At 59.1% G+C, this 26,187-nt stretch carries 21 protein-coding genes, 2 tRNA genes and 3 rRNA genes; 12 read left to right on the forward strand and 14 right to left on the reverse strand.

Features of this window, described 5'->3' with window-relative positions; all coding sequences use genetic code 11:
- Positions 1-296 precede the first annotated feature (296 nt).
- Positions 297-1,010: a TIGR02391 family protein gene (locus KU43P_RS20950; protein ID WP_317659332.1), complete on the forward strand. Its 714-nt coding sequence runs from the start codon at positions 297-299 to the stop codon at positions 1,008-1,010.
- A 57-nt stretch (positions 1,011-1,067) separates the two neighbouring features.
- On the opposite strand, the gene KU43P_RS20955 is transcribed toward KU43P_RS20950, so the two are convergent.
- The gene (locus KU43P_RS20955) at positions 1,068-1,250 is read right to left on the reverse strand and encodes a tyrosine-type recombinase/integrase (RefSeq protein WP_317663885.1); all 183 of its coding nucleotides are present in this window, start codon (positions 1,248-1,250) and stop codon (positions 1,068-1,070) included.
- A gap of 402 nt (positions 1,251-1,652) precedes the next feature.
- Between KU43P_RS20955 and KU43P_RS20960 the strand changes: the two genes are divergently transcribed.
- From KU43P_RS20960 to KU43P_RS20970, 3 genes are all read left to right on the forward strand, one after another.
- Positions 1,653-2,189 (forward strand): Bro-N domain-containing protein, encoded by a 537-nt coding sequence (locus KU43P_RS20960; protein WP_317659333.1) that lies wholly within the window; start codon positions 1,653-1,655, stop codon positions 2,187-2,189.
- A 111-nt stretch (positions 2,190-2,300) separates the two neighbouring features.
- On the forward strand, positions 2,301-2,660 hold the full coding sequence (locus KU43P_RS20965; protein ID WP_317658071.1) for a transposase: 360 nt from the start codon (positions 2,301-2,303) through the stop codon (positions 2,658-2,660).
- Positions 2,661-2,668: 8 nt separating this feature from the next.
- Entirely contained in the window at positions 2,669-3,502 is an 834-nt protein-coding gene (locus KU43P_RS20970; protein ID WP_317663719.1) for an IS3 family transposase, read from the forward strand.
- A 200-nt stretch (positions 3,503-3,702) separates the two neighbouring features.
- Here KU43P_RS20970 and KU43P_RS20975 read toward each other — a convergent pair whose 3' ends face one another.
- Together KU43P_RS20975 and KU43P_RS20980 are read right to left on the reverse strand one after the other, a co-directional pair.
- Positions 3,703-3,990 (reverse strand): type II toxin-antitoxin system RelE family toxin, encoded by a 288-nt coding sequence (locus KU43P_RS20975; protein WP_317659334.1) that lies wholly within the window; start codon positions 3,988-3,990, stop codon positions 3,703-3,705.
- Positions 3,980-4,219, reverse strand: coding sequence for a type II toxin-antitoxin system RelB/DinJ family antitoxin (locus KU43P_RS20980; protein WP_085272389.1), 240 nt, complete (start codon positions 4,217-4,219; stop codon positions 3,980-3,982). The genes KU43P_RS20975 and KU43P_RS20980 overlap by 11 nt, the downstream gene beginning before the upstream one ends.
- Positions 4,220-4,811: 592 nt before the next feature.
- On the opposite strand from KU43P_RS20980, the gene KU43P_RS20985 reads away from it, so the two are divergent.
- From KU43P_RS20985 to KU43P_RS21020, 8 genes are all read left to right on the forward strand, one after another.
- Positions 4,812-6,050 carry an OprD family porin gene (locus KU43P_RS20985; protein WP_317659335.1) on the forward strand — a complete coding sequence of 413 codons (1,239 nt, stop codon included), beginning with the start codon at positions 4,812-4,814 and terminating at the stop codon, positions 6,048-6,050.
- 119 nt (positions 6,051-6,169) lie between these two features.
- Positions 6,170-6,976, forward strand: coding sequence for an NAD-dependent epimerase/dehydratase family protein (locus KU43P_RS20990; RefSeq protein WP_317659336.1), 807 nt, complete (start codon positions 6,170-6,172; stop codon positions 6,974-6,976).
- Positions 6,977-7,002: 26 nt separating this feature from the next.
- Positions 7,003-7,878, forward strand: coding sequence for a glucurono-1,5-lactonase (locus KU43P_RS20995; RefSeq protein ID WP_317659337.1), 876 nt, complete (start codon positions 7,003-7,005; stop codon positions 7,876-7,878).
- Between the two features lie 67 nt (positions 7,879-7,945).
- On the forward strand, positions 7,946-8,917 hold the full coding sequence (locus KU43P_RS21000; protein WP_317659338.1) for a TRAP transporter substrate-binding protein: 972 nt from the start codon (positions 7,946-7,948) through the stop codon (positions 8,915-8,917).
- Between the two features lie 66 nt (positions 8,918-8,983).
- On the forward strand, positions 8,984-9,511 hold the full coding sequence (locus KU43P_RS21005) for a TRAP transporter small permease (protein WP_317659339.1): 528 nt from the start codon (positions 8,984-8,986) through the stop codon (positions 9,509-9,511).
- Positions 9,512-10,792 carry a TRAP transporter large permease gene (locus KU43P_RS21010; RefSeq protein WP_317659340.1) on the forward strand — a complete coding sequence of 427 codons (1,281 nt, stop codon included), beginning with the start codon at positions 9,512-9,514 and terminating at the stop codon, positions 10,790-10,792.
- Between the two features lie 57 nt (positions 10,793-10,849).
- A complete protein-coding gene (locus KU43P_RS21015) occupies positions 10,850-11,764 on the forward strand; it encodes an EamA family transporter (protein WP_317659341.1) in 915 nt (304 codons plus the stop codon).
- A gap of 23 nt (positions 11,765-11,787) precedes the next feature.
- Entirely contained in the window at positions 11,788-12,657 is an 870-nt protein-coding gene (locus tag KU43P_RS21020) for an aldose 1-epimerase (protein WP_317659342.1), read from the forward strand.
- A 46-nt stretch (positions 12,658-12,703) separates the two neighbouring features.
- Here the strand turns inward: KU43P_RS21020 and KU43P_RS21025 are convergent, their stop codons facing one another.
- The 11 genes from KU43P_RS21025 to KU43P_RS21075 form a co-directional block, all read right to left on the reverse strand.
- A complete protein-coding gene (locus tag KU43P_RS21025; protein ID WP_317659343.1) occupies positions 12,704-13,999 on the reverse strand; it encodes an MFS transporter in 1,296 nt (431 codons plus the stop codon).
- 190 nt (positions 14,000-14,189) lie between these two features.
- Positions 14,190-15,086: a LysR family transcriptional regulator gene (locus KU43P_RS21030; RefSeq protein WP_317659344.1), complete on the reverse strand. Its 897-nt coding sequence runs from the start codon at positions 15,084-15,086 to the stop codon at positions 14,190-14,192.
- Positions 15,087-15,249: 163 nt separating this feature from the next.
- The gene (locus tag KU43P_RS21035) at positions 15,250-17,280 is read right to left on the reverse strand and encodes a pyridoxamine 5'-phosphate oxidase family protein (protein ID WP_317659345.1); all 2,031 of its coding nucleotides are present in this window, start codon (positions 17,278-17,280) and stop codon (positions 15,250-15,252) included.
- 27 nt (positions 17,281-17,307) lie between these two features.
- On the reverse strand, positions 17,308-17,931 hold the full coding sequence (locus tag KU43P_RS21040; protein ID WP_317659346.1) for a glutathione S-transferase family protein: 624 nt from the start codon (positions 17,929-17,931) through the stop codon (positions 17,308-17,310).
- Positions 17,932-18,080: 149 nt separating this feature from the next.
- Positions 18,081-18,635: a UPF0149 family protein gene (locus KU43P_RS21045; RefSeq protein WP_317659348.1), complete on the reverse strand. Its 555-nt coding sequence runs from the start codon at positions 18,633-18,635 to the stop codon at positions 18,081-18,083.
- A gap of 181 nt (positions 18,636-18,816) precedes the next feature.
- Positions 18,817-20,460 carry an acetolactate synthase large subunit gene (locus KU43P_RS21050; RefSeq protein ID WP_317659349.1) on the reverse strand — a complete coding sequence of 548 codons (1,644 nt, stop codon included), beginning with the start codon at positions 20,458-20,460 and terminating at the stop codon, positions 18,817-18,819.
- A gap of 276 nt (positions 20,461-20,736) precedes the next feature.
- Positions 20,737-20,852, reverse strand: a 5S ribosomal RNA gene (gene rrf / locus KU43P_RS21055).
- Between the two features lie 136 nt (positions 20,853-20,988).
- Positions 20,989-23,880 (reverse strand): 23S ribosomal RNA (locus KU43P_RS21060).
- 236 nt (positions 23,881-24,116) lie between these two features.
- Positions 24,117-24,192, reverse strand: a tRNA-Ala gene (locus tag KU43P_RS21065).
- 22 nt (positions 24,193-24,214) lie between these two features.
- Positions 24,215-24,291, reverse strand: a tRNA-Ile gene (locus KU43P_RS21070).
- An 85-nt stretch (positions 24,292-24,376) separates the two neighbouring features.
- Positions 24,377-25,913: ribosomal RNA gene (locus tag KU43P_RS21075) — 16S ribosomal RNA — on the reverse strand.
- The 16S, 23S and 5S rRNA genes sit together here with 2 tRNA genes alongside, the layout of an rRNA operon.
- Between the last annotated feature and the right edge of the window lie 274 nt (positions 25,914-26,187).

Genomic DNA, 26,187 nt, shown 5'->3' on the forward strand with positions numbered 1-26,187 from the left:
ACCCTCTTGAATGATTTCGTGATTCAGGACCAGGCTGCGCGCTGATAGGTGTAGGGCGCTCGTGCAACATCAGCTCGTCGCAGGGATGCCCTTGGATTAAAGGCAATGTGGGGGACAATTGCATGGTTTTTTGGGCAGCACTGTCTGCCGCTGAGGATATGTCAGCCCGTCGATTACCACCGGAGTTCAATCTCATCACGACGGGAGGAAAAGGCAGAACTCACAATATCGCTGCCTTTATTCGTGATCTGATCTCGGCTATAGATTAGAAGTATCTACATGGTCGGAGCATGCTTGTGGCACATCTCAAAGATTTCTACCCGACACCTGAACAGCTATGCGATGCCCCGCTACTGGAATTGAGCCAGCATGTGCTTCAAGTGCTCGGAAGTAAGCTACAGCGCCCGCACGACAGCGAATGCGCCCACAATTTTTTTCTCAGCGTGCATGCCGATTATGATGGCTGTGAGCAGGCCTTGTTAGCGTGCTCGGAAGCTTGGAGCTGGCTGTACTCCAACGGTTTCATCTGCCAACACCCGAATCATGAGGCTCAGTGGATTTCCCTGACGCGCTTGGGAAAACGCCATTATGAGAAGGCGATTCCGCTCAAAAACTGGATGGCAGATCGATTACTTCCCGAGGAAATGATTCATCCCGCGCTTCATCCGACGGCCCTCCGGCTTTACAAACAGGAACTATTTGATACAGCCGTCTTCGAAGCGTTTAAATTACTTGAAGTGTCCATTCGCCAAGCGGCCGGTCTCGGTGACGAGTGCCTGGGAACCAAGCTCGCCACCCGTGCCTTCCATCCTGAGAGCGGTCCATTGACAGATACAGCCGCTGAAGCAGGTGAGCGGCAAGCATTGATGAGCCTCATGTGTGGCGCAATCGGTAGCTACAAAAATCCACAAAGTCATCGCCATGTAGGCCTGGATGCGTCGGAAGCAAGGGAAATGATAATTATGGCGTCGCATCTATTGAAAATTGTCGATAGCCGACGCCCTTCATAGATCCTGACCATGGCCGCTAACGATCGGTAACGGGTAATTGAAAGGCTACGTGAGCGATCAGCGCGCCCATTCGCCAAACGGCGCGTCACCATCGATATAACGCGTGGCCGTCTGGACATCGCGCCACCCGACATAGTCCATCAGCGCTTTACTGCTCCATTGGTTTGCACTCGCCCAGGTGGCAATTCCTCTACGCAGCGAGTGTGCCGAGTACCCTTCCGGATCGACCCCGCTGCGCAGGCTCTCTGCAAGCGGATAGCCGGCTCCTTCATTAAAGTTTCAGACATTTCCTACAAAGAAGATTTTGCGTTTTTCCACACAGGACCGTTAGCTTATGGTCGGCGCCTAAGAAACGCTTCCACACAGCGGCTCGCCCGCTCCCGACAGATGCGGCTTTTTCATGCATGTGGTCTACTGCTGCCTGCGTGAAACACTCTGTTACGTCGGGAGTGGGCTAATACAAAACCCGCAAGGGAAATATGTCCGGCCTGCTGTGTGAGGTTTCTTAGCTCCCGACACCCAGCCCTAAGAAAGCTGACAACAGACCGAGGTAAAGGAAATGCCCATAAAAGCGATCATTCGCATACCTTCCGCACATGCGCCCCGCCCGCTCAAATCCTCAAGGATCACCGGAGGCCAGCTATGACTGACCTTCACACCCCCTCCCTCTTCACCCGCCACAACCGTCCACTCCACACCCTCTGGCTTGAATCTCAGGCTTGGCTCTGCGCCCACGAACTCGGCCGGATGACGGGTCGCTTCTTCGACGCACACTGCATCCGCAAGCTTGACCCGGACCAGCACCGCACAGTGCAGTTGCTGCGCTACGGTCATTACCATATGACCACGATGATCAGCGAAACTGGGGCCTATACCTTGCTGGCACATCACCATATTCCGGAGAACCGCCATCTACGCTGGTGGCTGACCCATGAGGTGGTTGCGGTGCTACGTGATCGACAGGCTGCCAGTGAAGATGACGTGCCGAGGCTGGGGCAGATGTGCTGGCCTGGCGGCAGGACGGCGACATTGCTTTATTGGCAGAGCGAACCTTGGGTGAGGATGCGGGATATGCCTGTGGTAATGGCCGGGGAAGCGGCAGAGCCTGGGCCGATGGTTAAGCGCAAGATGAGCTGGCGAGAATGTGCGCAGCGAGCGATCCGGATGCATGGGATGTAATAAATGGTGCTAACCGCACCGACGTCGGTACGGGTAAAACAGCACGCAGATGTAGTGCATTGAACCTGAATCTAGCGGAGGGACCTGTGGGAGCCGGCTTGAACTGGCCTAATGATTTTGGACACCTTCTTAGGGCGCTATGATGGCGCCCAATTGGAGGCAAAATCAGTGCGAAAGTCATACTCGAAAGAACAGAAAGTCCGGGCTGCCGAGATGGTGCTGGACGGTGGCCAGTCAGTCCCCGAAGTCTGCGAAATGCTTGAGATTGGGCCTACAGCCCTGCGGCGTTGGGTCGAACAGGTGCGCAAGGAGCGGGAGGGCCAGGTGCCAGCTGGAGCCAAGGCCATTACCCCGGATCAACATCGAATCCAAGAGCTTGAGGCACTGGTTCGGCAGAAAGATCGAGATATCGAAATCCTAAAAAAGGCCAGTGCTCTCCTGCTTCGGGACTCCAAAGATCGTTCTCGCTGATCAACGAACTGAGTGAGCAATATGGTGTTGTCGAATGCTGTCGCGTGCTTGGGGTCAAGCGCAGCAGTTTCTATGCGTGGCGCCAGCGCCAAGCCCGAAAAAATCCTGAACGGGATCAGTTACGCTCGGCTGTGGAAGGCCACTTCAAAGCCTCTCGCGATTCGGCCGGGTCGCGGACGCTAACCCAGGAGTTACGACGCGACGGCCATAAGATTGGGCGTTACAAAGTACGTGCGCTGATGCGTGAAGCTAACCTTAAGTGCAGGCAGCGTAGGCCGCACCGGTACCGCTCATCAGGCGTGGAAGCATTGATTGCTGAGAATCAGCTGAAGCGAAATTTCAAAGTTTCGACGATCAACGAGGTTTGGTGTGGAGACGTGACGTACATCCAGGTTGGCAAGCGCTGGCTGTACTTGGCCGCTGTGATCGACCTTTATGCGCGCCGTGTAGTCGGCTGGGCATTTTCGATGATTGCGGACGCCAGGCTGGCCTGTAACGCACTGCACATGGCGGCCGAGTCCCGTGGCAAACCGACAGGCGTGATGTTTCATTCCGACCAGGGATGTCAGTACACCAGCCACAAATTCAGGGCTGCACTTGAAGAGTACAGCCTGAACCAGAGCATGAGTCATCGCGGACAGTGCTGGGACAACGCCGCCATGGAGCGTTTCTTCGGGGCCCTGAAATCAGAGTGGATCCCTGCTAAGGGCTATGAAACCGAAGAGCAAGCTCGGGCGGACATCCAGGCTTACTTGGTGCGCTACAACCTGAAGCGCCTCCACAGCTACAACGGTTACGAAACCCCGGTAGCCATGGAGAAAAAGCTGAAGGCAGCGGCATAAAACCTAAACCGGTGTCCAAAATTAGTTGACCAGTTCAGCTTGCCGGCGATAGGGCTCGAACAGGCTATTCAAGGCGAGCGTCTTTTGCCTGCTGGGGCCTCATCGCCGGCAAGCCGGCTCCCACAGGGGTCGTTCGAGGCCTTTGGATTTGAGCAAGGCTGTCGCTTTCGAAGGAAATTCGCCGCGCATGCCATGCGTGTTCAGTCCAGACGCTCTGCCGCCTTGCAGTAAACCTGATCGCGTTCGCGACGATCAACTGCCACGACGAATACGACAATCTCTTTGTCGATTACTTGGTAAACCAAACGGTAGCCGCTGCTTCGCAGCTTGATCTTGTAGCAGTCTGGCAAGGCATGAAGCCTGTTTGCCTCGACACGAGGATTGAGCAGTATTTCAGCCAGCTTTTTCTTGAACTGCTGGCGAACGGTATCACCGAGCTTTTTCCACTCTTTCAGTGCGCGTGAATCGAATTCGAGGTCATAGGTCATCCAACTTCACCTTCACGCGTTGCGGGGCGGCTAGCCGCTCGCTCACCGTCGCGATCAGGTCTTCGTCTTCCTCAGTCATCAACACGGGTCGAAAAGGCAGCTTGCCCCGCTCGGCCACATATTGCAGGGCTTGCCGCATGAGCTCGGAGGGAGTGACGCCCAAGCGCTCCAACTCTTGATAGGCGCGAGCCTTCAGCTCATCGTCGACACGAACATTGATGGAAGCCATGGGCTAAGACTCCAGGTAATGACAAATGTCATTACAGTGAACCGTTTGCCGCGACTTCGCAAGCGCATTGTTACGAATGGTATAGGTGGACAGGACCAGCTTGGTAGGCGCTGCGCAAGAAACCCCGCTCTAACCAGGCTGTATTGAAAATCCCCCAGGCGCTGCTGGCCCAGCGCAGTACCTGATCGGTCCAGGCGCGCCTAGGTCATAGTATGTCTAGGATAATGGCGTGCTGCCCGCGCTAGAGCTTCTACGGCCAGAAATGAATGATGAACCAACGAAAATTGAGGAATTCACTCCCTTCATAAGCGTTGACAGCGCTGCCAGTGCTTGATAAAAATCGCTGACGTTGTACGACAACACATAACAAAAACAACAATCAGCGGACGACCCCATGTCGACATTCATCACCATCACGCCATACCCACTTCTCTCGCCTCCCCTCCTCTTGCTACCTACGGTCACCTAACGCCGTAACCCTGTTTCACCCTTTCCGGCCCTGACCGGCCCATTACCTACCCGCCCCTGCCGCAGGCCGCTTGCGCGTGCTCGGTGGACGGGCTGCCACACCCTTTTGTGGAGCACAACAATAATGAAAATCTGCCAGACCCTTCCCTTTGCCCTGCTCGGTGCCGGCGTGATTGCCGGCCTGCCAGGCACCAGCGTCGCCGCAGGCTTCGTCGAAGACAGCAAGGCCACCCTGGGCCTGCGCAACTTCTACATCAACCGCAACTTCACCAACCCGAGCAACCCGCAGAGCAAGGCCGAGGAATGGACGCAAAGCTTCATCCTCGATGCACGTTCGGGCTTCACCCAAGGGCCGATCGGGTTTGGCGTGGATGTGCTGGGGCTGTGGTCGGTGAAGCTCGATGGCGGTGGCGGCACCTACGGCACGGCGCTGTTGCCGCGGCATGACGATGGGCGACCGGCGGATGATTACGGGCGCCTGGCAGTGGCGGGCAAGGCGCGGATCTCGAAGACCGAACTGAAGATCGGCGAGTGGATGCCGGTGCTGCCGATTCTGCGCTCGGACGATGGCCGCTCGCTGCCGCAGACTTTCCGCGGCGGCCAGGTGACCTCCAACGAAATCGCCGGGCTGACCCTGTATGGCGGCCAGTTCCGCGGCAACAGCCCGCGCAACGATGCCAGCATGGAGGACATGAGCTACGGCGGTGGAATCTCGGACCGATTCAATTTCGTCGGTGGCGAGTACAAGTTCAACCAGGACCGTACCCTGGTCGGGCTGTGGAACGCGCAGCTCAAGGACGTCTACGAGCAGCAGTACCTGCAACTGAGCCACAGCCAGCCGGTGGGCAACTGGACCTTGGGCGCCAACCTGGGTTACTTCCACGGTGGCGAAGACGGCTCGGAAAAGGCCGGCAAGCTGGACAACGATACGTACTCGGGCATGTTCTCGGCCAAGTATGGCGGCAGCACCTTCTGGGTCGGGCTGCAGAAAGTCGATGGCGACACCTGGATGCGAGTCAACGGTACCAGCGGCGGGACCTTGGCCAACGACAGCTACAACTCCAGCTTCGACAATGCCAACGAGCGCTCTTGGCAGGTGCGCCATGACTTCAACTTCGTCACCTTGGGGGTGCCGGGGCTGACCCTGATGAACCGCTACATCAGCGGCCGCGACGTACATACCGGGGCGGTGACCGATGGCAAGGAGTGGGTGCGTGAGTCGGAGCTGGCCTATGTGATTCAGAGCGGTCCCTTCAAGGACCTGAGCGTGAAGTGGCGCAACTCGTCGATTCGGCGTGATTACAGCAATAACGAATTCGATGAGAACCGGTTGATCTTCAACTATCCGTTGTCGTTGCTGTGACAGGCGCCCCGAAGTGGCCAGCAAGGTCACAGAAATACCATTGACAACCGCGGAATACGCTGTCGATAATCGACCGCAGTCATACGACAACCTACAACAATTAACAAATAGAGCCGGCCATGACCACTACTCCCCTCAATCGCCTGCTGCTCACCGGAGCCGCAGGCGGCCTGGGCAAGGTCCTTCGCGAACGCCTGCAAGGCTTCGCCGAGGTCTTGCGCCTTTCCGATATCAGCCCAATGGCGCCAGCCGCAGGCCCGCATGAAGAGGTGGTGACCTGCGACCTCGCCGACAAGGCCGCCGTGCATGCACTGGTCGAAGGTGTCGACGCCATCATCCACTTCGGCGGCGTATCGACCGAGCATGCCTTCGAAGACATCCTCGGCCCCAATATCTGCGGCGTGTTTCACGTCTACGAGGCGGCGCGCAAGCATGGGGTCAAGCGCATCATCTTCGCCAGCTCCAACCACACCATCGGCTTCTACCGCCAGGACGAACGTATCGACGCCCACTCGCCGCGCCGGCCCGACAGCTACTACGGCCTGTCCAAATGCTACGGCGAAGATGTCGCCAGCTTCTACTTCGACCGCTATGGCATAGAAACCGTCAGCATCCGCATCGGCTCGTCCTTCCCGCAGCCGCAGAACCCGCGGATGCTCTGCACCTGGCTGAGCTACGACGACCTGGTGCAACTGATCGAACGCGGGCTGTTCACGCCCGACGTCGGCCACACCATCGTCTACGGTGCCTCCGCCAACCGCACCGTATGGTGGGACAACCGCCATGCCGAACACCTGGGTTATGTGCCCAAGGACACTTCCGAGGTGTTCCGCGAAGCGGTGCAGGCCCAGCCGGCGCCTGCTGCCGATGACCCGAGCATGGTCTATCAGGGCGGCGCCTTCGCCGTGGCCGGACCGTTCAACTGACCCGTAGAGCGCCAGGAGGCACCGCCATGAACTGCGAACTGATCGTCGACGCCCGCAACGGCACCGGCGAAAGCCCCGTCTGGCACCCCATCGAACAGGCTCTGTACTGGGTCGACATTCCCGCTCGCCAGTTGCACCGCTGGCAGGATGGCGTCCACCAGAGCTGGCAAGGCGACCAGATGCTCGCCTGCATTGCCCGCACCGACGGGGGCTGGGTCGCCGGCATGGAAAGTGGCATTTTCCGCCTCGAAGCCAAGCCCGATGGTCGCCTCGACAGCCGCTTGCTCACTGCCGCCGAGCACGCCCAGGGCGGCATGCGCTTCAACGACGGGCGCTGTGACCGCCAGGGCCGCTTCTGGGCCGGCAGCATGTTGATGGACATGTCCCAAGGCGCACATGTCGGTGCGCTGTACCGGCATGACGGCGAAGGGCAACTTCACCTGCAGCAAGACGGCATGATCGTACCCAATGGCCTGGCCTTCAGCCCCGACGGCACGCGCATGTACCTGTCCGACTCGCACCCGAACGTGCAGAAGATCTGGGTGTTCGACTACGACATCGACAGCGGCACACCGCACAACAAGCGCCTGTTCGTCGACATGCGCGCCTTCCCGGGCCGCCCGGACGGTGCCGCGATCGATCAGGATGGCTGCTACTGGATCTGCGGCAACGACGCCGGGCAAATCCACCGCTTCACCCCGGACGGGCGTCTCGACCGCTCCCTGGATGTGCCGGTGAAAAAGCCTGCCATGTGCGCCTTTGGCGGCGCCAACCTGGACATCCTGTTCGTCACCTCGATCCGCCCAGACGGGATCGACCTCTCCGACCAACCCCTGGCTGGCGGAGTATTTGCCTTGGAGCCAGGCGTCAAGGGCCTGGAGGAGCCTGCCTGCCGGGGCTGATCACGACACCTGCCGTACCTGTACCAACACGACCGAAACCAGATAATAAAAACCACGGAGTTTCATCATGACGTTCAAACGCAAGCTGCTTCTTGCCGCACTCCCGTTCGCCTTCAGCCTCGCCCTGCCAGCTCACGCGCTGGACATCAAGTTCGCCGAGATCCACCCGGCCGGCTACCCCACGGTGGTCGCCGAACAGAACATGGGCAAAAAGCTCGAAGCCGCCAGCAATGGCGAAATCACGTTCAAGATGTTCCCCGGTGGCGTGCTGGGCTCGGAGAAGGAAGTGATCGAGCAGGCGCAGATCGGTGCCGTGCAGATGACCCGCGTCAGCCTCGGCATCGTTGGCCCGGTGGTGCCGGACGTCAACGTGTTCAACATGCCGTTCGTGTTCCGCGACCATGAGCACATGCGCAAGATCATCGACGGCGACATCGGTCAGGAGATCCTCGACAAGATCACCAACTCCGAATTCAACCTGGTGGCGCTGGCCTGGATGGACGGCGGCTCGCGCAGCATCTACACCAAGAAGCCGGTGCGCAGCCTGGAAGACCTCAAGGGCATGAAGATTCGCGTGCAGGGCAACCCGTTGTTCATCGACATGATGAACGCGATGGGGGGCAACGGCATCGCCATGGACACCGGCGAAATCTTCAGCGCACTGCAGACCGGCGTGATCGACGGCGCCGAGAACAACCCGCCGACCCTGCTCGAGCACAACCACTTCCAGAGTGCCAAGTACTACACCCTCACCGGCCACCTGATCCTGCCTGAGCCGGTGGTGATGTCCAAGACCACCTGGAACAGGCTCACCCCTGAACAGCAGGTGTTGGTGAAAAAGGTCGCCCGCGAAGCACAGATGGAAGAGCGTGCGCTGTGGGACGCCAAGTCCGCCGCCAGCGAAGAGAAGCTCAAGGCAGCTGGCGTTGAGTTCATCACCGTCGACAAGAAGCCCTTCTACGACGCCACCGCCTCGGTACGCGAGAAGTACGGCGCGCAGTACGCCGACCTGATGAAGCGTATCGACGCGGTCCAGTAACACCAGTCCCCTCCTAGAAGACCTCGGCAGCGCGGCTACCGTCGCGCTGCCGCTTTGGTGATGCCTATGAAAACACTTTTCCTACGCGCTAACGACAGGCTGTACAGCGCCTGCATCTGGGTCGCTGGCCTGGCGGTGCTCGCCATGTCGCTGATCATCCCCTGGGGCATCTTCGCCCGTTATGTGCTTGGCACCGGCTCCAGCTGGCCGGAGCCGGTAGCGATCCTGCTGATGGTGCTGTTCACCTTCGTCGGCGCTGCCGCCAGCTACCGCGCAGGCGCGCACATGGCCGTCGCGATGCTCACCGACCGCCTGCCTGCGCTCCTGCGCCGACTGATCGGGCTGTTGGTCCAGCTGCTGATGATCTTGGTGTGCGTGTTCATGACCTGGTATGGCGCCAAGCTGTGCATCACCACCTGGAACCAGTTCATGGCGTCGCTGCCCGGCGTGCGGGTGGGCATGAGCTACGCACCGATCCCGCTCGGTGGCGTGCTGACCCTGATCTTCGTGATCGAGAAACTCGTCCTGGGTGACCAGAGCAATCGCCCGGTGGTGCGCTTCGACCTGGTCGAAGAAAACGAAGGAGCTGCGTAAATGGATGCTGTGATTCTTCTGGGCAGTTTCATCCTGCTCATCCTGATCGGCATGCCGGTGGCCTACGCCCTGGGCCTGGCAGCGTTGATCGGCGCCTGGTGGATCGACATCCCGCTGCAGGCGATGATGATCCAGGTGGCCAGCGGGGTTAACAAATTTTCGCTGCTGGCGATACCGTTCTTCGTGCTGGCCGGAGCGATCATGGCCGAGGGTGGCATGTCGCGCCGGCTGGTGGCGTTCGCCGGGGTGCTGGTGGGCTTCGTGCGGGGCGGCCTGTCACTGGTCAATATCACCGCCTCGACCTTTTTCGGCGCCATTTCCGGCTCGTCGGTGGCCGACACCGCATCGGTCGGTTCGGTGCTGATCCCGGAGATGGAGCGCAAGGGCTACCCGCGCGAGTTCTCCACCGCCGTGACCGTCAGCGGCTCGGTACAGGCGCTGCTGACCCCGCCCAGCCACAACTCGGTGCTGTACTCGCTGGCGGCCGGAGGCACGGTATCGATCGCTTCGCTGTTCATGGCCGGGGTGATGCCCGGTCTGCTGCTGAGCGCGGTGATGATGGGGCTGTGCCTGATCTTCGCCAAACGGCGCAACTACCCCAAGGGCGAAGTAATCCCGCTGCGCCAGGCGCTGAAGATCGCCGGTGAGGCACTGTGGGGGCTGATGGCCATGGTGATCATCCTCGGCGGCATCCTGTCGGGCGTGTTCACGGCCACCGAGTCGGCGGCAGTGGCGGTCGTGTGGTCGTTCTTCGTGACCATGTTCATCTACCGCGACTACAAATGGCGCGACCTGCCCAAGCTGATGCACCGCACGGTACGCACCATCTCGATCGTGATGATCCTGATCGCCTTCGCTGCCAGCTTCGGCTACGTGATGACCCTGATGCAGATCCCGTCGAAGATCACCACGGCGTTCCTGACCCTGTCGGACAACCGCTACGTGATCCTGATGTGCATCAACTTCATGCTCCTGCTGCTGGGCACGGTGATGGACATGGCGCCGCTGATTCTGATCCTCACACCGATCCTGCTGCCGGTGATCACCGGCATCGGCGTGGACCCGGTGCACTTCGGCATGATCATGCTGGTCAACCTGGGTATCGGGCTGGTCACGCCGCCGGTAGGTGCCGTGCTGTTCGTGGGGGCGGCAATCGGCAAGGTGAGCATCGAGGCCACGGTAAAGGCACTGCTGCCGTTTTATATGGCGCTGCTCCTGGTCCTGATGGCCGTGACCTACATCCCGGCGATTTCGCTGTGGCTGCCAAGCGTCGTGCTGTAACCCCCTCATCCGGCGGGCCCCGGAGGCCCGCCCTTCCTTGCAAAATGGACGCTGCACATGGCTGTCGCTGCTTCTGATTCTCTCTTTCCGCGCAGGCTGGCAGTCGCGCTGCTGGCGCTGCTGGCGTGCTCGTTCGCCGGCAACCACATTGCCGCGCGCATTGCCTTCGATGACGACACCGGCGTGCTGCTGGCCATCCTCTGCCGCTCCGGCATCACCTTTTTGGTGCTGGCCAGCCTGGTGCTGTGGCAGCGTCAGCCGCTGAGCCTGCCGGCCGGCACGCGGCGCTGGCAGTTGCTGCTCGGGCTGCTGATCGCCACCCAGAGCCTGTGCCTCTATTCGGCGGTGGCGCGCATCCCGGTAGCGCTGGCGCTGCTGGTGGGCAACACCTTCCCGATGCTGTTGGCCCTACTGACCTGGGTGCTCGGTGGCCCCCGCCCGAATGGCCGTACCGTGCTGTTCATGGGCCTGATCCTGTGCGGCCTGGTACTGGCGCTGGACGTGCCGGCACACCTGGCCGGCGAGGCCAACCCGCACTGGCTGCTGGGCGTGAGCCTGGCGTTCTGCGCCGCCTGCGTGTTCGCCTGCGCGCTGTGGATCACCGACCATAAACTGGCCGCCGTGCGCGGCCCGGTGCGCAGCTTGCTGACCTTGCTGATCGTGTTCGCCAGCATGCTGGTGGCTGGGGCCAGCGGGGTGATGCCCGCCGGCCTGGCGCTGCCTGCCAGCAGCATTGGCTGGATAGCCTTGGCCAGCCTGGTGGTGCTGTACGGCGTGGCGTTCACATTGCTGTTCGTCTGTGTGCCGCGACTGAACATGGCACAGAATGCACCGGTGATGAACGTCGAACCGATCGCCACCTTGCTGCTGGGCTGGGCGTTACTGGACCAGCGCCTGTCGACCTGGCAACTGGTCGGTGGCGCCGTGGTGGTATGCGGCATCGTGTTGCTCACCTACCGCAGGGCGAGCTGATTCCATTCTCCGAGGAGCCGTTGATGGCTGTCACCGAACTGCATCTGCAAGACCGCCTGACCCACCTGAGCATCGCGCCTGAACTGGGCGCCAGCCTGATCAACTGGGTTGTGAAAGCGACCGGTCAACCGCTGCTGCGCCATGCCGATCAGGCTGCCTTGGCCAGTGGTACACCGCGGCAGTTGGGGTGCTACCCCTTGGCGCCCTGGTCCAACCGCGTTGCCGAGGGAGGTTTCGCCCGGCCCGAAGGGTGGCTGCCCTTGGCGCCGAACACCGCACACGACCCCTACCCTATTCATGGCACCGCCTGGCAGCAGGCATGGAAGGTAGACGACCACAGCGAGCGACGTGCGCGGCTGACGCTGCACAGTACGGTGCCGTTTGCCTATCGGGCAGTACTGGATGTGCACTTGCACGAAGGGTGCCTGCAACTGGATCTGCATGTGACGCACATGGATGAAGCCGCTACCTGGTACGGGCTGGGCTTTCATCCTTACTTCCCGCGTTATCCCGACACGCTGCTGCGAGCGGCGGCTCGGCAAGTGTGGCTGGCCGAAGAGGGACAGTTGCCATCGTACTCGGCAGACGTTCCCCAAGACTGGTGCTTCGAGGCGCCAGGCCCTTTGCCGGCGCACGTGGTCGACCATGCGTTCGGCGGGTGGCCTGGAGACTGTGTGATCGAGCAGCCCAGTGCGGGTTATCAACTGAAATGCAGCGCCAGCGGCACTGACCATTTCCTGTTGTTCTGCCCTGAGGGCAAGCCGTTCTTCTGTTTCGAGCCTGTGAGCCACCCGATCAATGCCCATCATCTGCCTGGGCGGCCGGGTTTGCGTTTGCTGCAGCAGGGTCAGGAGATGAGCCTGGGTTTCAGCATGGCGTATCACGCGCTGTAAGGGCTTGCCGGTAGGGGGCCGCTACGCGGCCCCACCGTCCCATGGGTCAAACCAGCACGCCACCGGTGGCCTCGGCCTGGCGCTGCTGCGGCGCCCCGCACACCGCTCGCGCCACCTTCCACACCAGCACTGCCGCAACGATATCGAACGCCGCCAGCACGACGAACAGCGGGCTGTAACCGACCTGCGTCACCAGGATCCCGAACACCAGGGTGAACACCGCCGCGCCCAGGTACCCACACATGCCACCCATGCCGGTGGCTGTCGCCACCTGATCCTTGCTGAACGAATCCGAGGTAATCGAGTACAGCGCGCCCGACAGTGTCTGGTGCGCGAAGCCGCCGATGCACAGCAACAGGATCGCGGTATACGGGCTTTCCACAAGGCCGATGCAGGCCGGGCCGATCATGCAACTGGCGCCGAACACCAGCACCATCTTGCGCGAGGTGAACAACGACACCTTGAAGTAACGGTGGAACAGCGGGCTCAAGTAACCGCCGAGCACGCAACCAATGTCGGCCGCGAGAAACGGCAGCCAGGCGAACATCGCCACTTCCTTGATGTTCATGTGCCGCTCGGTCATCAGGTACAGCGGGATCCAGGCGTTGAAGGTCTGCCAGGCAGGCTCTGACAAGATGCGTGCCGAAGCGATGGCGTAGAAGTTGCGGGTCTTGAAGATGCGCTTCCAGGCACCTTTCTCGCGTTTCTCTTGCTTGAAGTGCGCTTCCTGGCCGCCAAGGATGTAGTCGCGCTCTTCGCCACTCAGGTGTTTCTGGTCACGCGGGTGCTTGTAGAACAGCATCCAGAGCAGCGTCCAGACGATGCCGGAAACCCCGACAATCACAAAGGCCAGTTGCCAGCCGCTGTGCAGGATTGCCCAGACCACCAGCGGCGGCGCCAGCAAGGCACCCAGCGAAGAGCCGATGTTGAACCAGCCAATGGCCACCGAGCGCTCCTTGGCCGGGAACCACTCGGTGGTGGCCTTGACCCCTGCCGGCAAACCGGCCGCCTCGGTCATGCCCAGCAGACCGCGCATGAACGCCATGCTCTGCCAGCCGGTAGCCAAAGCCGCACCCGCGCAAGCCACCGACCAGGCCATGGCGAAAACGGCAAAACCCAGCTTGGTGCCGATGAAGTCGATGAACCAGCCAGCGATCGGCTGCATGAGGGCGTAGCACACCTGCCAGGCTGCGACGATCTTCGCGTATTGCTCGGTACTGATGGACAGGTCGGTCATCAAGGTGGGGGCAGCCACCGAAAGGGTGTTGCGGGCGAGGTAGTTGACGACCAGCCCAGCCGTGACAAGGCTGACCATCCACCAACGGATGCCTTTCATCTTCATGGTTCACCTGAATATTGTTTTTAGAGGTGCGGGTGATTGCCTCGACGCCGGCAGGGCGAATTGAGACAAATTATTTCAGGCGAAAGAGTGCCATGTCATAGGTCGTCGTACAACAAAATTGTTTTTGCTCAGTAACGCTGGCTAACCGACAAAAAACACTAGGTTCAGCCAACCTTGTTGTAGTACGACATCAATCCAATCCTTGAGCCCGAAGGGTGGCGACCAGCAGATCGACAAACGATCGCACCTTGGCAGAGCCGTACTTGCTCTCACGATGCAGCACATGAATAGGCCACGGCGCTTCTTCATATTCGGCAAGGATCACCTGCAGCTGCCCGCTGGCGATCTCGTCGACCACTTGATAGGACAACAGCCGGGCAATCCCCAACCCGCCCACCGCCGCTGCGATCGCGCCGTCATTGCTGGTCACGGTTAGCCTCGGTTTCATGCGCACCAGGGTGGGTTCGTCGGTCACGCCGAAGCGCCAGCCAGCGCGTGGCGACAGGTTGGTGGTGGCGATCACTGCATGCTCCGGCAAGTCCGAAGGATGCTGCGGTATGCCATACCGCGCCAGGTAATCGGGTGAAGCGCAAAGCATGCGCCGTACCCTGCCCACGCGCAGGGCCTTGAGGCCTGAATCGGGCAGCGGGCCGATGCGCACGGCCACGTCCATGCCCTCCTCCACCATGTTGACGATACGGTCGAGGAAGTAGGCCGACACGTCCACCTCGGGAAACTGCTGCAGATAACGCACGATGCAGGGCATGACGAACTTCTTGCCGAACAGGATCGGCGCGGTGACTGCCAGCTCGCCCTTGGGTGTGGCGTTGATGCCGGCGGCGGCTTCGTTGGCCTCGTTGATGCTGGCGAGGATGTGCCGGGTATCTTCCAGGTAGCGGCTGCCAGCCTCGGTCACGCGTACGCTGCGGGTAGTGCGCAGCAGCAGTTTGACCCCGAGCTGCTCTTCGAGGGCGCTGACGGCACGGGTGACAGCGGCGGGCGAGATGTCCAGGCGGCGGGCGGCGGCGGCGAAGCTTTCAAGCTCGCCGACGGCGACGAATACCTTCATCAGGTGGATCTGGTCCATGCCGGCTCCTGGGCATCTTGGGTGACGGGGATTATCGGCGATCTGCGAGGTTTGTGCTGTCTTTACCGGCCCTATCGCCGGCAAGCCGGCTCCCACAACGACCGCATCGACCTCGCTTTTTGTGGGAGCCGGCTTGCCGGCGATAGGGCCGGTACAGACAGCATCAGAGCTCCAGCACCAGCGCTTGCACCCCCTCCTCCATCTCGGCAGGCACGGCGCAGCAGATCAGTACCGTGCCGCTTTCCGGCAACTCGGCAGGCGGGATCGGATAATGCACCTGCCCGCTCACCAGCCTGGTCTTGCAGGTGCCGCATGACCCACCCCGGCAACTGAAATCCGGTGACAAACCACGCGCTTCGGCCAGCTCCAGCAAAGTGCCACTCGCTGGCGCCCATCGCGCCTCCTTGGCCGAACTGGCGAAGTACACCGGCACTGGTTCGCTGGCTGCGGGCGGCTGTTGCATCACGGGCTGGTTGTTGTCGCCATGGCGCTTGAGGGTCGACGGGCCGAACGCTTCGGCATGGATGCGGGCATCCGGAACGTGTACGGCGCGCAAGCCTTCGTACAGGTCCTGGGTGAAGCTGGCCGGGCCACACAGGTAGAAATCGTAATCGCCCAGCGGCAGCGCTGCCTTGACCTGCTCGATACCAAGGCGTCCGCTGTGTTCGTAGTCACGCTGAAGCACCGCTTCGGCTTCCGGCTGGCTCAGTGAGCGATGCACGCTCAGCAAGACACCGGCCTGCTGCCGCAATTCGGCAAGCTCGTGCTGGAATGGCAGCTCGGCAAGGCTACGGGCGCCTTGGAACAGATGGACACGCCTTGCGCTGTGCATGGCCAATTGTTCACGCAGCATGGCCATCAGCGGGGTAATGCCTACTCCCGCGGCAATCAGCACCAGGGGCCGATCGCTGTCACCCTTCAGGGTGAAACTGCCCATGGGGAGGCGCACCTGCAACGGGTCGCCGACGGCAACCTGCTCATGCAGGTAACGCGATGCCGGGCCCTGGGCCTTGACGCTGATGCGCAGGTAACCGTCAGACGGCGCGCTGGACAAACTGTAGGTTCGGATCAGCGGAGTATCACCCGCCAGGGGAATACGCACTGGAATATGCTGCCCTGGAGCGAAGGCCACCGGCCCATCGGCAGCAAGGTAGAACGAACGGATATCGCGGCTTTCCTGCTCCACCCGCTGTACCCGCCACGTCAGCCACTGGTGTTGCCGCAGTTGCTGCTGCAGGCGATGCTCGGCTTCGGCCCAAGTACCGGTCATCACGCTGGTCGGCGAGTATTCCTGGAAGGCCCAGCGCAGCGAAACGGCAGCGCGGCGCAGCACCACGTGTTCGACGGTCAGCGTCCACAGCCGCTCGGCACCCTCGAAGGCCTTGATCGATGGGCTGTCGAGGATCACCTCGGTGCGGCCGGTCAGCTGCAGCACGTTGCCGTTGCTGAAGTCGACGAACAACAGCCCCGCCCGGGGGTTCTCCAGCAGGTTACCCAGGGTATTGAAATGCAGGTTGCCGGCGTAGTCGGGAATGGTCAGGCGATTGCCTTCGACTTTGACGAACCCTGGGCGCCCACCGCGATGGGAAACGTCCACCGAGCGGTGGCCGTCGGGATGATCGATGTAACTGGCGACAAAGAAGGTGTCGGCGTTCTCGATCATCGCCACCGCCTCGGCATCCAGTACGGTTGAATCAAGCCGCCCCTGCGCCGGCTCGTCGACGCGGCGGTAGGTCCGCAACTGGATGTACTGCGGGCAGTTGCCGAAAGACTGCTCCACCGCGACCGCCAACTGGCCGTTGGAGGCCCGGTCAATCAGGCCATTCATACGGTTGCGCCGGCGGGTGTGCAGTTCGATACCGAGCAAGCCGATGGCCTCGCCTGCCGCCAGGCCTGGTGTTGCCGGGTCGTCGTTGGCACCGGGCGTTTCTATCAGCAAATGCCGAGGGTCCGGTGAGCTGACGAAGCCTTCCGGGCCTTCGAGCAACGTCGCCCACGGTTGGCCGCCTGCATCCACGGCACCGGTAATGATGAACGGCAGTTGGTGGTAGAACTGGCGGTGCTGGTCGGGCATGTGGTCACGAATGACCTTCTGCCCAAACGCCTCCATGCGCTGCGCCACACCGACCTGCTCCTGCAGGCGTTTCTCACCGGCGTGCCAAGGTGAGTTGTGTTGCTCGGGACGTTGCGACATGGTGGCATTCCTCGCTTTATTTGCAGCTCATGCGGTGGTTTGCAGGCCCACGACCGTACGCGGCATGGCAACGAAACCAGGCAGCGCTTCGACACGCTCCAGCCAGGCACGTACATGCGGGTATGGCTCCAGCGATACGTTGCCCTCCGGGGCATGGGCGATGTACGAGTAGTTGGCGACATCGGCGATGGTGGCTTGGTTGCCGACCAGGAACGGTGACTTGGCCAATTCGGCATCCATGATTTTGAGCAGGGTATGGGCGCGGCCAATCACTTCGTCGGTGTTGAACGAGGCACCGAAGACCGTGACCAGCCGTGCAGCGGCAGGCCCGAAGGCGACTGGCCCGGCGGCGACCGACAGCCAGCGTTGCACGCGGGCGGCGCTGACTGGGTCATGGGGCAGCCAGCGGCCTTGCTTGTCATAGGTGCTGGCGAGGTAGACCAGAATGGCGTTTGAATCAGCGATGACGGTGCCGTTGTCATCGATCACCGGCACCTGGCCGAATGGATTGAGCGCGAGGAATTCCGGCTGCTTGTGCGCGCCTTTGGCCAGGTCGACGAAGACCAGCTCGGCAGGCAGGTTGAGCAGAGAGAGCATCAGTTCGATGCGATGGGCGTGGCCAGACTTGGGGAAGTTGTAGAGTTTGATCATGGACTGTGCTCCAGGGTCGGCACCGGCGTGGTGCGGCTGGAGCACATGCTGCGCCGATTCGGCGAGCAACAGAATCAGTGCCGTGGGGAAACCATAATTTCGCTTGGCGAAATAATCATGGGCAATGGCGACGGCACTGGCGGGTCAGCTCAATGACGCTGCTGGCGCTGATACCGGTACAAGCCTTTCGCCGCCGCGACCACTTGCGGAACACAGGCTTGCAGCTCGCTGAAGCTCATGGCATCAAGCACTTCGAAATTGTCTTCCAGACCATGCAGCGAGATGGCCTTGAGCAGCGCGTCCTGGTCGGCTGGCAGCTCACCCCAGGCTGCGACTTGGGTGCCGCGCATGTAACCGAAGCACCATTCTTCCATGATGATCGCGGGGCCTTCCTCGGCTTCGCTCTCTTCGAAGACCGGCTCGAAGCCTTCGAGGTCATCGGCCAACTGCTCTGCTACCTGGTGGGCGTAGCGCAGCATCAGTGCCGTGTAGGCCTCTTCATGGGCGGGTTTCTTGAATTTCGGTACCTTGCCGCCTGCCACTGCTGGCAGCCATTGCTCGGGGATGACGTGGGTCGGGGAACTGGCCAGGGCAGTGAAGAAACCATTGAGTTCGGCCAGGTTGAGCACCGAATAATCGTTGCCGTAAGTAATCAGCAGGTCTTCGAGACGGTCGAGTTCTTTTTCGCTGAGTGCGGGGAGCATGTGTGGGCGTCCTGGGGTGGCGTTTTGCGTGCACCGTAGCACATGGGAGGTCGGGGGGCGGAATTTGACTCGCGCACAAAAGCAATCGCCGGCAAGCCGGCTCCCACTGGTACGTCACTGCTTCTGATTACAGTGGAGTGCTTGTAGGAGCCGGCTTGCCGGCGATTAGGACCTTCAGCTATTACACCGCCAGCGCGCGCTCACGCAGTTCGCTGTTGAGGATGCGGTCGTTCTCGCTGTAGTCCACCGGGCAGTCGATCACGTGCACGCCTGGGGTCTTGATGCAGTGCTCGAGCAGCGGCAGCAAGCCTTCGGCGCTTTCCACGCGGTGGCCATTGGCACCGTAGGCTTCGGCGTATTTGACGAAGTCCGGGTTGCCGTAGTCCAGGCCGTAATCGGTGAAGCCCATGTTGGCCTGCTTCCAGCGGATCATGCCGTAGCCGTCGTCACGCAGTATCACCACGGTAATGTGCATGCCCAGACGTACCGCAGTTTCCAGCTCCTGGCTGTTCATCATGAAGCCGCCATCACCACACACCGAGATCACCGGGCGGTCCGGATACACCAGGTGCGCGGCCATGGCCGATGGCAGGCCGGCGCCCATGGTCGCCAGGGCGTTGTCCAGCAGCACGGTGTTGGGCTTGTGCGCCTTGTAGTTGCGGGCAAACCAGATCTTGTAGATGCCGTTGTCGAGAGCGACGATGCCTTCGGACGGCAGGGCGCGGCGCACGTCGGCGACCAGGCGCTGTGGGTAGACCGGGAAGCGGTCGTCGTCCTTGCCCTCTGCGATTTGCGCTTCGTTGGCTTCGCGGATAGCCATCAGGCGGGTGAAGTCCCAGTGCGAGGTATCGCCCAGGCCTTCGCCGATCTGCCAGACAGCGTTGGCGATGTCGCCGATCACTTCGATCTGCGGGAAGTACACGGCATCGACTTCGGCAGAGCGGAAGTTGATGTGGATGACTTCGGTGCCGCCACGGACCATGAAGAACGGCGGCTTCTCGATCACGTCGTGGCCGATGTTGACGATCAGGTCGGCCGCTTCGACGGCGCGGTGCACGAAGTCACCGGAGGACAGCGCCGCGTTGCCGAGGAAGCGCGGGCTGCGCTCATCAACCACGCCTTTGCCAAGCTGGGTGGTGACGAACGGGATACCGGTCTGGTCGATCAGCTGCTTGAGAACCTTGGCGGTCATCTTGCGGTTGGCGCCGGCGCCGATCACCAGGATCGGGCTGCGGGCGTTGCGCAGTTTCTCGATGGCGGCGTCGATAGCCACGTGCTCAGCCAGCGGGCGGCGGTGCAGGCTTGGCGGGATCGGCATGGCGTCGGTCTGCTCGGCGGCGATGTCTTCCGGCAGTTCCAGATGGACAGCACCCGGCTTCTCTTCTTCGGCCAGGCGGAAGGCTTCACGCATGCGCGACGGAATGTTGTCGGCCGAAGCGAACTGGTGGGTGTACTTGGTGATGGGGTCCATCATGCCGCACACGTCGATGATCTGGAAGCGGCCTTGCTTGGACTTCTTGATCGGCTTCTGGCCGGTGATCATCATCATCGGCATGCCGCCGAGATAGGCGTAGGCACTGGCGGTAACCAGGTTGGTCGCACCAGGGCCGAGGGTCGACAGGCTGACGCCGGTCTTGCCGGTGAGGCGGCCGTAGGTGGCGGCCATGAAGCCTGCGGACTGCTCGTGGCGAGTCAGTACCAGCTTGATCTTCGATTTGCGCAGGGATTCCAGCAGGTCGAGGTTTTCCTCGCCAGGAATGCCGAATACATACTCGACACCTTCGTTTTCCAGGCATTGCACAACGACATCGGCGGCCTTGGCCATCTTGCTTCTTACCTCAGTTGTATAGGACGGTGGAGGTCCAGAAATGCGCAGCACGGTACGCTGGCATCGCTATGTCCGGGCGCGAGGATGCCCCGAACCTAAGCCTTGACGCAGGCCAGGCAGGGAAAAGTCACGTTTACGAACGGGATTAATTGTCGCACCGTTTAGGACATTTGCGCAGGTGCCAGAGGGGCAAAACAGCTTTGCCTGGGAATATAAAGGCTGGAAAGACAAAACCCCTACCTGCTCGCGCAGATAGGGGTTTTGCGAAATGAATCTTGACGATGACCTACTCTCACATGGGGAAACCCCACACTACCATCGGCGATGCATCGTTTCACTGCTGAGTTCGGGATGGGATCAGGTGGTTCCAATGCTCTATGGTCGTCAAGAAATTCTGTTGCCAGAATGTCCAGATGGACAGCCCAGCGAATTCGGATATGCGATATTTGTGATGTTTCTTGCGAACTTTCGGTTCGTTTCGTCTTCACCACCGCAATCTGCGTCAGCAAATTGCTTGGGTGTTATATGGTCAAGCCTCACGGGCAATTAGTATTGGTTAGCTCAACGCCTCACAGCGCTTACACACCCAACCTATCAACGTCGTAGTCTTCGACGGCCCTTTAGGGGATTCAAGATCCCAGTGAGATCTCATCTTGAGGCAAGTTTCCCGCTTAGATGCTTTCAGCGGTTATCTCTTCCGAACATAGCTACCCGGCAATGCCACTGGCGTGACAACCGGAACACCAGAGGTTCGTCCACTCCGGTCCTCTCGTACTAGGAGCAGCCCCTCTCAAATCTCAAACGTCCACGGCAGATAGGGACCGAACTGTCTCACGACGTTCTAAACCCAGCTCGCGTACCACTTTAAATGGCGAACAGCCATACCCTTGGGACCGGCTTCAGCCCCAGGATGTGATGAGCCGACATCGAGGTGCCAAACACCGCCGTCGATATGAACTCTTGGGCGGTATCAGCCTGTTATCCCCGGAGTACCTTTTATCCGTTGAGCGATGGCCCTTCCATACAGAACCACCGGATCACTAAGACCTACTTTCGTACCTGCTCGACGTGTTTGTCTCGCAGTCAAGCGCGCTTTTGCCTTTATACTCTACGACCGATTTCCGACCGGTCTGAGCGCACCTTCGTACTCCTCCGTTACTCTTTGGGAGGAGACCGCCCCAGTCAAACTACCCACCATACACTGTCCTCGATCCGGATAACGGACCTGAGTTAGAACCTCAAAGTTGCCAGGGTGGTATTTCAAGGATGGCTCCATGAGAACTGGCGTCCCCACTTCAAAGCCTCCCACCTATCCTACACAAGCAAATTCAAAGTCCAGTGCAAAGCTATAGTAAAGGTTCACGGGGTCTTTCCGTCTAGCCGCGGATACACTGCATCTTCACAGCGATTTCAATTTCACTGAGTCTCGGGTGGAGACAGCGCCGCCATCGTTACGCCATTCGTGCAGGTCGGAACTTACCCGACAAGGAATTTCGCTACCTTAGGACCGTTATAGTTACGGCCGCCGTTTACCGGGGCTTCGATCAAGAGCTTCGCTTGCGCTAACCCCATCAATTAACCTTCCGGCACCGGGCAGGCGTCACACCCTATACGTCCACTTTCGTGTTTGCAGAGTGCTGTGTTTTTAATAAACAGTCGCAGCGGCCTGGTATCTTCGACCGGCGTGGGCTTACGCAGCAAGTGCTTCACCCTCACCGGCGCACCTTCTCCCGAAGTTACGGTGCCATTTTGCCTAGTTCCTTCACCCGAGTTCTCTCAAGCGCCTTGGTATTCTCTACCTAACCACCTGTGTCGGTTTGGGGTACGGTTCCCAGTTATCTGAAGCTTAGGAGCTTTTCTTGGAAGCATGGCATCAACCACTTCGTCGCCTAATGGCAACTCGTCATCAGCTCTCGGCCTTGAAATCCCGGATTTGCCTAAGATTTCAGCCTACCACCTTAAACTTGGACAACCAACGCCAAGCTGGCCTAGCCTTCTCCGTCCCTCCATCGCAATAACTGGAAGTACAGGAATATTAACCTGTTTTCCATCGACTACGCTTTTCAGCCTCGCCTTAGGGACCGACTAACCCTGCGTCGATTAACGTTGCGCAGGAAACCTTGGTCTTTCGGCGTGCGAGTTTTTCACTCGCATTGTCGTTACTCATGTCAGCATTCGCACTTCTGATACCTCCAGCAAGCTTCTCAACTCACCTTCACAGGCTTACAGAACGCTCCTCTACCGCGTCATCAAAGATGACACCCGTAGCTTCGGTGCATGGTTTGAGCCCCGTTACATCTTCCGCGCAGGCCGACTCGACTAGTGAGCTATTACGCTTTCTTTAAAGGGTGGCTGCTTCTAAGCCAACCTCCTAGCTGTCTAAGCCTTCCCACATCGTTTCCCACTTAACCATGACTTTGGGACCTTAGCTGACGGTCTGGGTTGTTTCCCTTTTCACGACGGACGTTAGCACCCGCCGTGTGTCTCCCATGCTCGGCACTTGTAGGTATTCGGAGTTTGCATCGGTTTGGTAAGTCGGGATGACCCCCTAGCCGAAACAGTGCTCTACCCCCTACAGTGATACATGAGGCGCTACCTAAATAGCTTTCGAGGAGAACCAGCTATCTCCGAGCTTGATTAGCCTTTCACTCCGATCCACAGGTCATCCGCTAACTTTTCAACGGTAGTCGGTTCGGTCCTCCAGTCAGTGTTACCTAACCTTCAACCTGCCCATGGATAGATCGCCCGGTTTCGGGTCTATACCCAGCGACTAAACGCCCTATTAAGACTCGCTTTCGCTACGCCTCCCCTATTCGGTTAAGCTCGCCACTGAATATAAGTCGCTGACCCATTATACAAAAGGTACGCAGTCACCTAACAAAGTAGGCTCCCACTGCTTGTACGCATACGGTTTCAGGTTCTATTTCACTCCCCTCTCCGGGGTTCTTTTCGCCTTTCCCTCACGGTACTGGTTCACTATCGGTCAGTCAGTAGTATTTAGCCTTGGAGGATGGTCCCCCCATATTCAGACAAAGTTTCTCGTGCTCCGTCCTACTCGATTTCATTGATAAGAGATTTTCGTGTACGGGGCTATCACCCACTATGGCCGCACTTTCCAGAGCGTTCCACTAATCTCAAACCAACTTAAGGGCTGGTCCCCGTTCGCTCGCCACTACTAAGGGAATCTCGGTTGATTTCTTTTCCTCAGGGTACTTAGATGTTTCAGTTCCCCTGGTTCGCCTCTTGCACCTATGTATTCAGTACAAGATAACCAGCTTATGCTGGCTGGGTTCCCCCATTCAGAGATCTCTGGATCACAGTCTGTTTGCCGACTCCCCAAAGCTTATCGCAGGCTACCACGTCTTTCATCGCCTCTGACTGCCAAGGCATCCACCGTATGCGCTTCTTCACTTGACCATATAACCCCAAGCAATCTGGTTATACTGTGAAGACGACATTCGCCGAAAATTCGCATGTTGCGCTTTCGCGCAGAACTCACAAATTTTACCTTAGCCTGATCACACACCAGTGAAAGTGCGTGTCAGTCTATATCTATCACATATCCGAATTTTTAAAGAACGATCTGACAAAAGTCAGAAATCAACATTCAAACTGAATGTTCATTTCTAAGTTCTGATCAGGTACTGCGAAAGTGGTGGAGCCAAGCGGGATCGAACCGCTGACCTCCTGCGTGCAAGGCAGGCGCTCTCCCAGCTGAGCTATGGCCCCGTATTACGGCTGAACCATGTAATGGTAGGTCTGGGCAGATTTGAACTGCCGACCTCACCCTTATCAGGGGTGCGCTCTAACCAACTGAGCTACAGACCTATAACAGGGTCGCGTTACAGCATCGTCTTTTACAATGAATCAAGCAATTCGTGTGGGAGCTCATCAGCAGGCTGATGTCGTCGATTAAGGAGGTGATCCAGCCGCAGGTTCCCCTACGGCTACCTTGTTACGACTTCACCCCAGTCATGAATCACACCGTGGTAACCGTCCTCCCGAAGGTTAGACTAGCTACTTCTGGTGCAACCCACTCCCATGGTGTGACGGGCGGTGTGTACAAGGCCCGGGAACGTATTCACCGCGACATTCTGATTCGCGATTACTAGCGATTCCGACTTCACGCAGTCGAGTTGCAGACTGCGATCCGGACTACGATCGGTTTTGTGAGATTAGCTCCACCTCGCGGCTTGGCAACCCTCTGTACCGACCATTGTAGCACGTGTGTAGCCCAGGCCGTAAGGGCCATGATGACTTGACGTCATCCCCACCTTCCTCCGGTTTGTCACCGGCAGTCTCCTTAGAGTGCCCACCATAACGTGCTGGTAACTAAGGACAAGGGTTGCGCTCGTTACGGGACTTAACCCAACATCTCACGACACGAGCTGACGACAGCCATGCAGCACCTGTGTCAGAGTTCCCGAAGGCACCAATCCATCTCTGGAAAGTTCTCTGCATGTCAAGGCCTGGTAAGGTTCTTCGCGTTGCTTCGAATTAAACCACATGCTCCACCGCTTGTGCGGGCCCCCGTCAATTCATTTGAGTTTTAACCTTGCGGCCGTACTCCCCAGGCGGTCAACTTAATGCGTTAGCTGCGCCACTAAAATCTCAAGGATTCCAACGGCTAGTTGACATCGTTTACGGCGTGGACTACCAGGGTATCTAATCCTGTTTGCTCCCCACGCTTTCGCACCTCAGTGTCAGTATCAGTCCAGGTGGTCGCCTTCGCCACTGGTGTTCCTTCCTATATCTACGCATTTCACCGCTACACAGGAAATTCCACCACCCTCTACCGTACTCTAGCTTGCCAGTTTTGGATGCAGTTCCCAGGTTGAGCCCGGGGCTTTCACATCCAACTTAACAAACCACCTACGCGCGCTTTACGCCCAGTAATTCCGATTAACGCTTGCACCCTCTGTATTACCGCGGCTGCTGGCACAGAGTTAGCCGGTGCTTATTCTGTCGGTAACGTCAAAACAGCAAGGTATTAGCTTACTGCCCTTCCTCCCAACTTAAAGTGCTTTACAATCCGAAGACCTTCTTCACACACGCGGCATGGCTGGATCAGGCTTTCGCCCATTGTCCAATATTCCCCACTGCTGCCTCCCGTAGGAGTCTGGACCGTGTCTCAGTTCCAGTGTGACTGATCATCCTCTCAGACCAGTTACGGATCGTCGCCTTGGTGAGCCATTACCTCACCAACTAGCTAATCCGACCTAGGCTCATCTGATAGCGCAAGGCCCGAAGGTCCCCTGCTTTCTCCCGTAGGACGTATGCGGTATTAGCGTTCCTTTCGAAACGTTGTCCCCCACTACCAGGCAGATTCCTAGGCATTACTCACCCGTCCGCCGCTGAATCCAGGAGCAAGCTCCCATCATCCGCTCGACTTGCATGTGTTAGGCCTGCCGCCAGCGTTCAATCTGAGCCATGATCAAACTCTTCAGTTCAATACTGCTTGGGTTTTTAAGAAACCCTAAACTTGGCTCAGCAATCTCAAATGACTATGTGATTTCTCGCATGGTCACTTGTGATGCTGATAATCTTTTTGACTATCAGTCCGTACTCACAAGCACCCACACGAATTGCTTGATTCGATTTGTTAAAGAGCGTTTGGTTAAGAGCTTTTCGCCTCAACCGAGGCGCGCATTCTACGCTTTCCTCATTTACTGTCAAGCGTTTATTTTGAAGTTTTTTGAAGAGACTTTCTTTCAAAAGTCTTTT

Origin of the sequence: Pseudomonas sp. KU43P (assembly GCF_033095865.1) — a bacterium.
Lineage (GTDB): Bacteria > Pseudomonadota > Gammaproteobacteria > Pseudomonadales > Pseudomonadaceae > Aquipseudomonas.

Excerpts from the sequence above, each read along its gene's own strand:
- KU43P_RS20960 (WP_317659333.1), top strand. The coding sequence starts at position 1,653 with ATGACTGACCTTCACACCCCCTCCCTCTTCACCCGCCACAACCGTCCA.
- KU43P_RS20965 (WP_317658071.1), top strand. The coding sequence starts at position 2,301 with ATGATTTTGGACACCTTCTTAGGGCGCTATGATGGCGCCCAATTGGAG.
- KU43P_RS20975 (WP_317659334.1), bottom strand. The coding sequence starts at position 3,990 with ATGACCTATGACCTCGAATTCGATTCACGCGCACTGAAAGAGTGGAAA.
- KU43P_RS20980 (WP_085272389.1), bottom strand. The coding sequence starts at position 4,219 with ATGGCTTCCATCAATGTTCGTGTCGACGATGAGCTGAAGGCTCGCGCC.
- KU43P_RS20985 (WP_317659335.1), top strand. The coding sequence starts at position 4,812 with ATGAAAATCTGCCAGACCCTTCCCTTTGCCCTGCTCGGTGCCGGCGTG.
- KU43P_RS20990 (WP_317659336.1), top strand. The coding sequence starts at position 6,170 with ATGACCACTACTCCCCTCAATCGCCTGCTGCTCACCGGAGCCGCAGGC.
- KU43P_RS20995 (WP_317659337.1), top strand. The coding sequence starts at position 7,003 with ATGAACTGCGAACTGATCGTCGACGCCCGCAACGGCACCGGCGAAAGC.
- KU43P_RS21000 (WP_317659338.1), top strand. The coding sequence starts at position 7,946 with ATGACGTTCAAACGCAAGCTGCTTCTTGCCGCACTCCCGTTCGCCTTC.
- KU43P_RS21005 (WP_317659339.1), top strand. The coding sequence starts at position 8,984 with ATGAAAACACTTTTCCTACGCGCTAACGACAGGCTGTACAGCGCCTGC.
- KU43P_RS21010 (WP_317659340.1), top strand. The coding sequence starts at position 9,512 with ATGGATGCTGTGATTCTTCTGGGCAGTTTCATCCTGCTCATCCTGATC.
- KU43P_RS21015 (WP_317659341.1), top strand. The coding sequence starts at position 10,850 with ATGGCTGTCGCTGCTTCTGATTCTCTCTTTCCGCGCAGGCTGGCAGTC.
- KU43P_RS21020 (WP_317659342.1), top strand. The coding sequence starts at position 11,788 with ATGGCTGTCACCGAACTGCATCTGCAAGACCGCCTGACCCACCTGAGC.
- KU43P_RS21025 (WP_317659343.1), bottom strand. The coding sequence starts at position 13,999 with ATGAAGATGAAAGGCATCCGTTGGTGGATGGTCAGCCTTGTCACGGCT.
- KU43P_RS21030 (WP_317659344.1), bottom strand. The coding sequence starts at position 15,086 with ATGGACCAGATCCACCTGATGAAGGTATTCGTCGCCGTCGGCGAGCTT.
- KU43P_RS21035 (WP_317659345.1), bottom strand. The coding sequence starts at position 17,280 with ATGTCGCAACGTCCCGAGCAACACAACTCACCTTGGCACGCCGGTGAG.
- KU43P_RS21040 (WP_317659346.1), bottom strand. The coding sequence starts at position 17,931 with ATGATCAAACTCTACAACTTCCCCAAGTCTGGCCACGCCCATCGCATC.
- KU43P_RS21045 (WP_317659348.1), bottom strand. The coding sequence starts at position 18,635 with ATGCTCCCCGCACTCAGCGAAAAAGAACTCGACCGTCTCGAAGACCTG.
- KU43P_RS21050 (WP_317659349.1), bottom strand. The coding sequence starts at position 20,460 with ATGGCCAAGGCCGCCGATGTCGTTGTGCAATGCCTGGAAAACGAAGGT.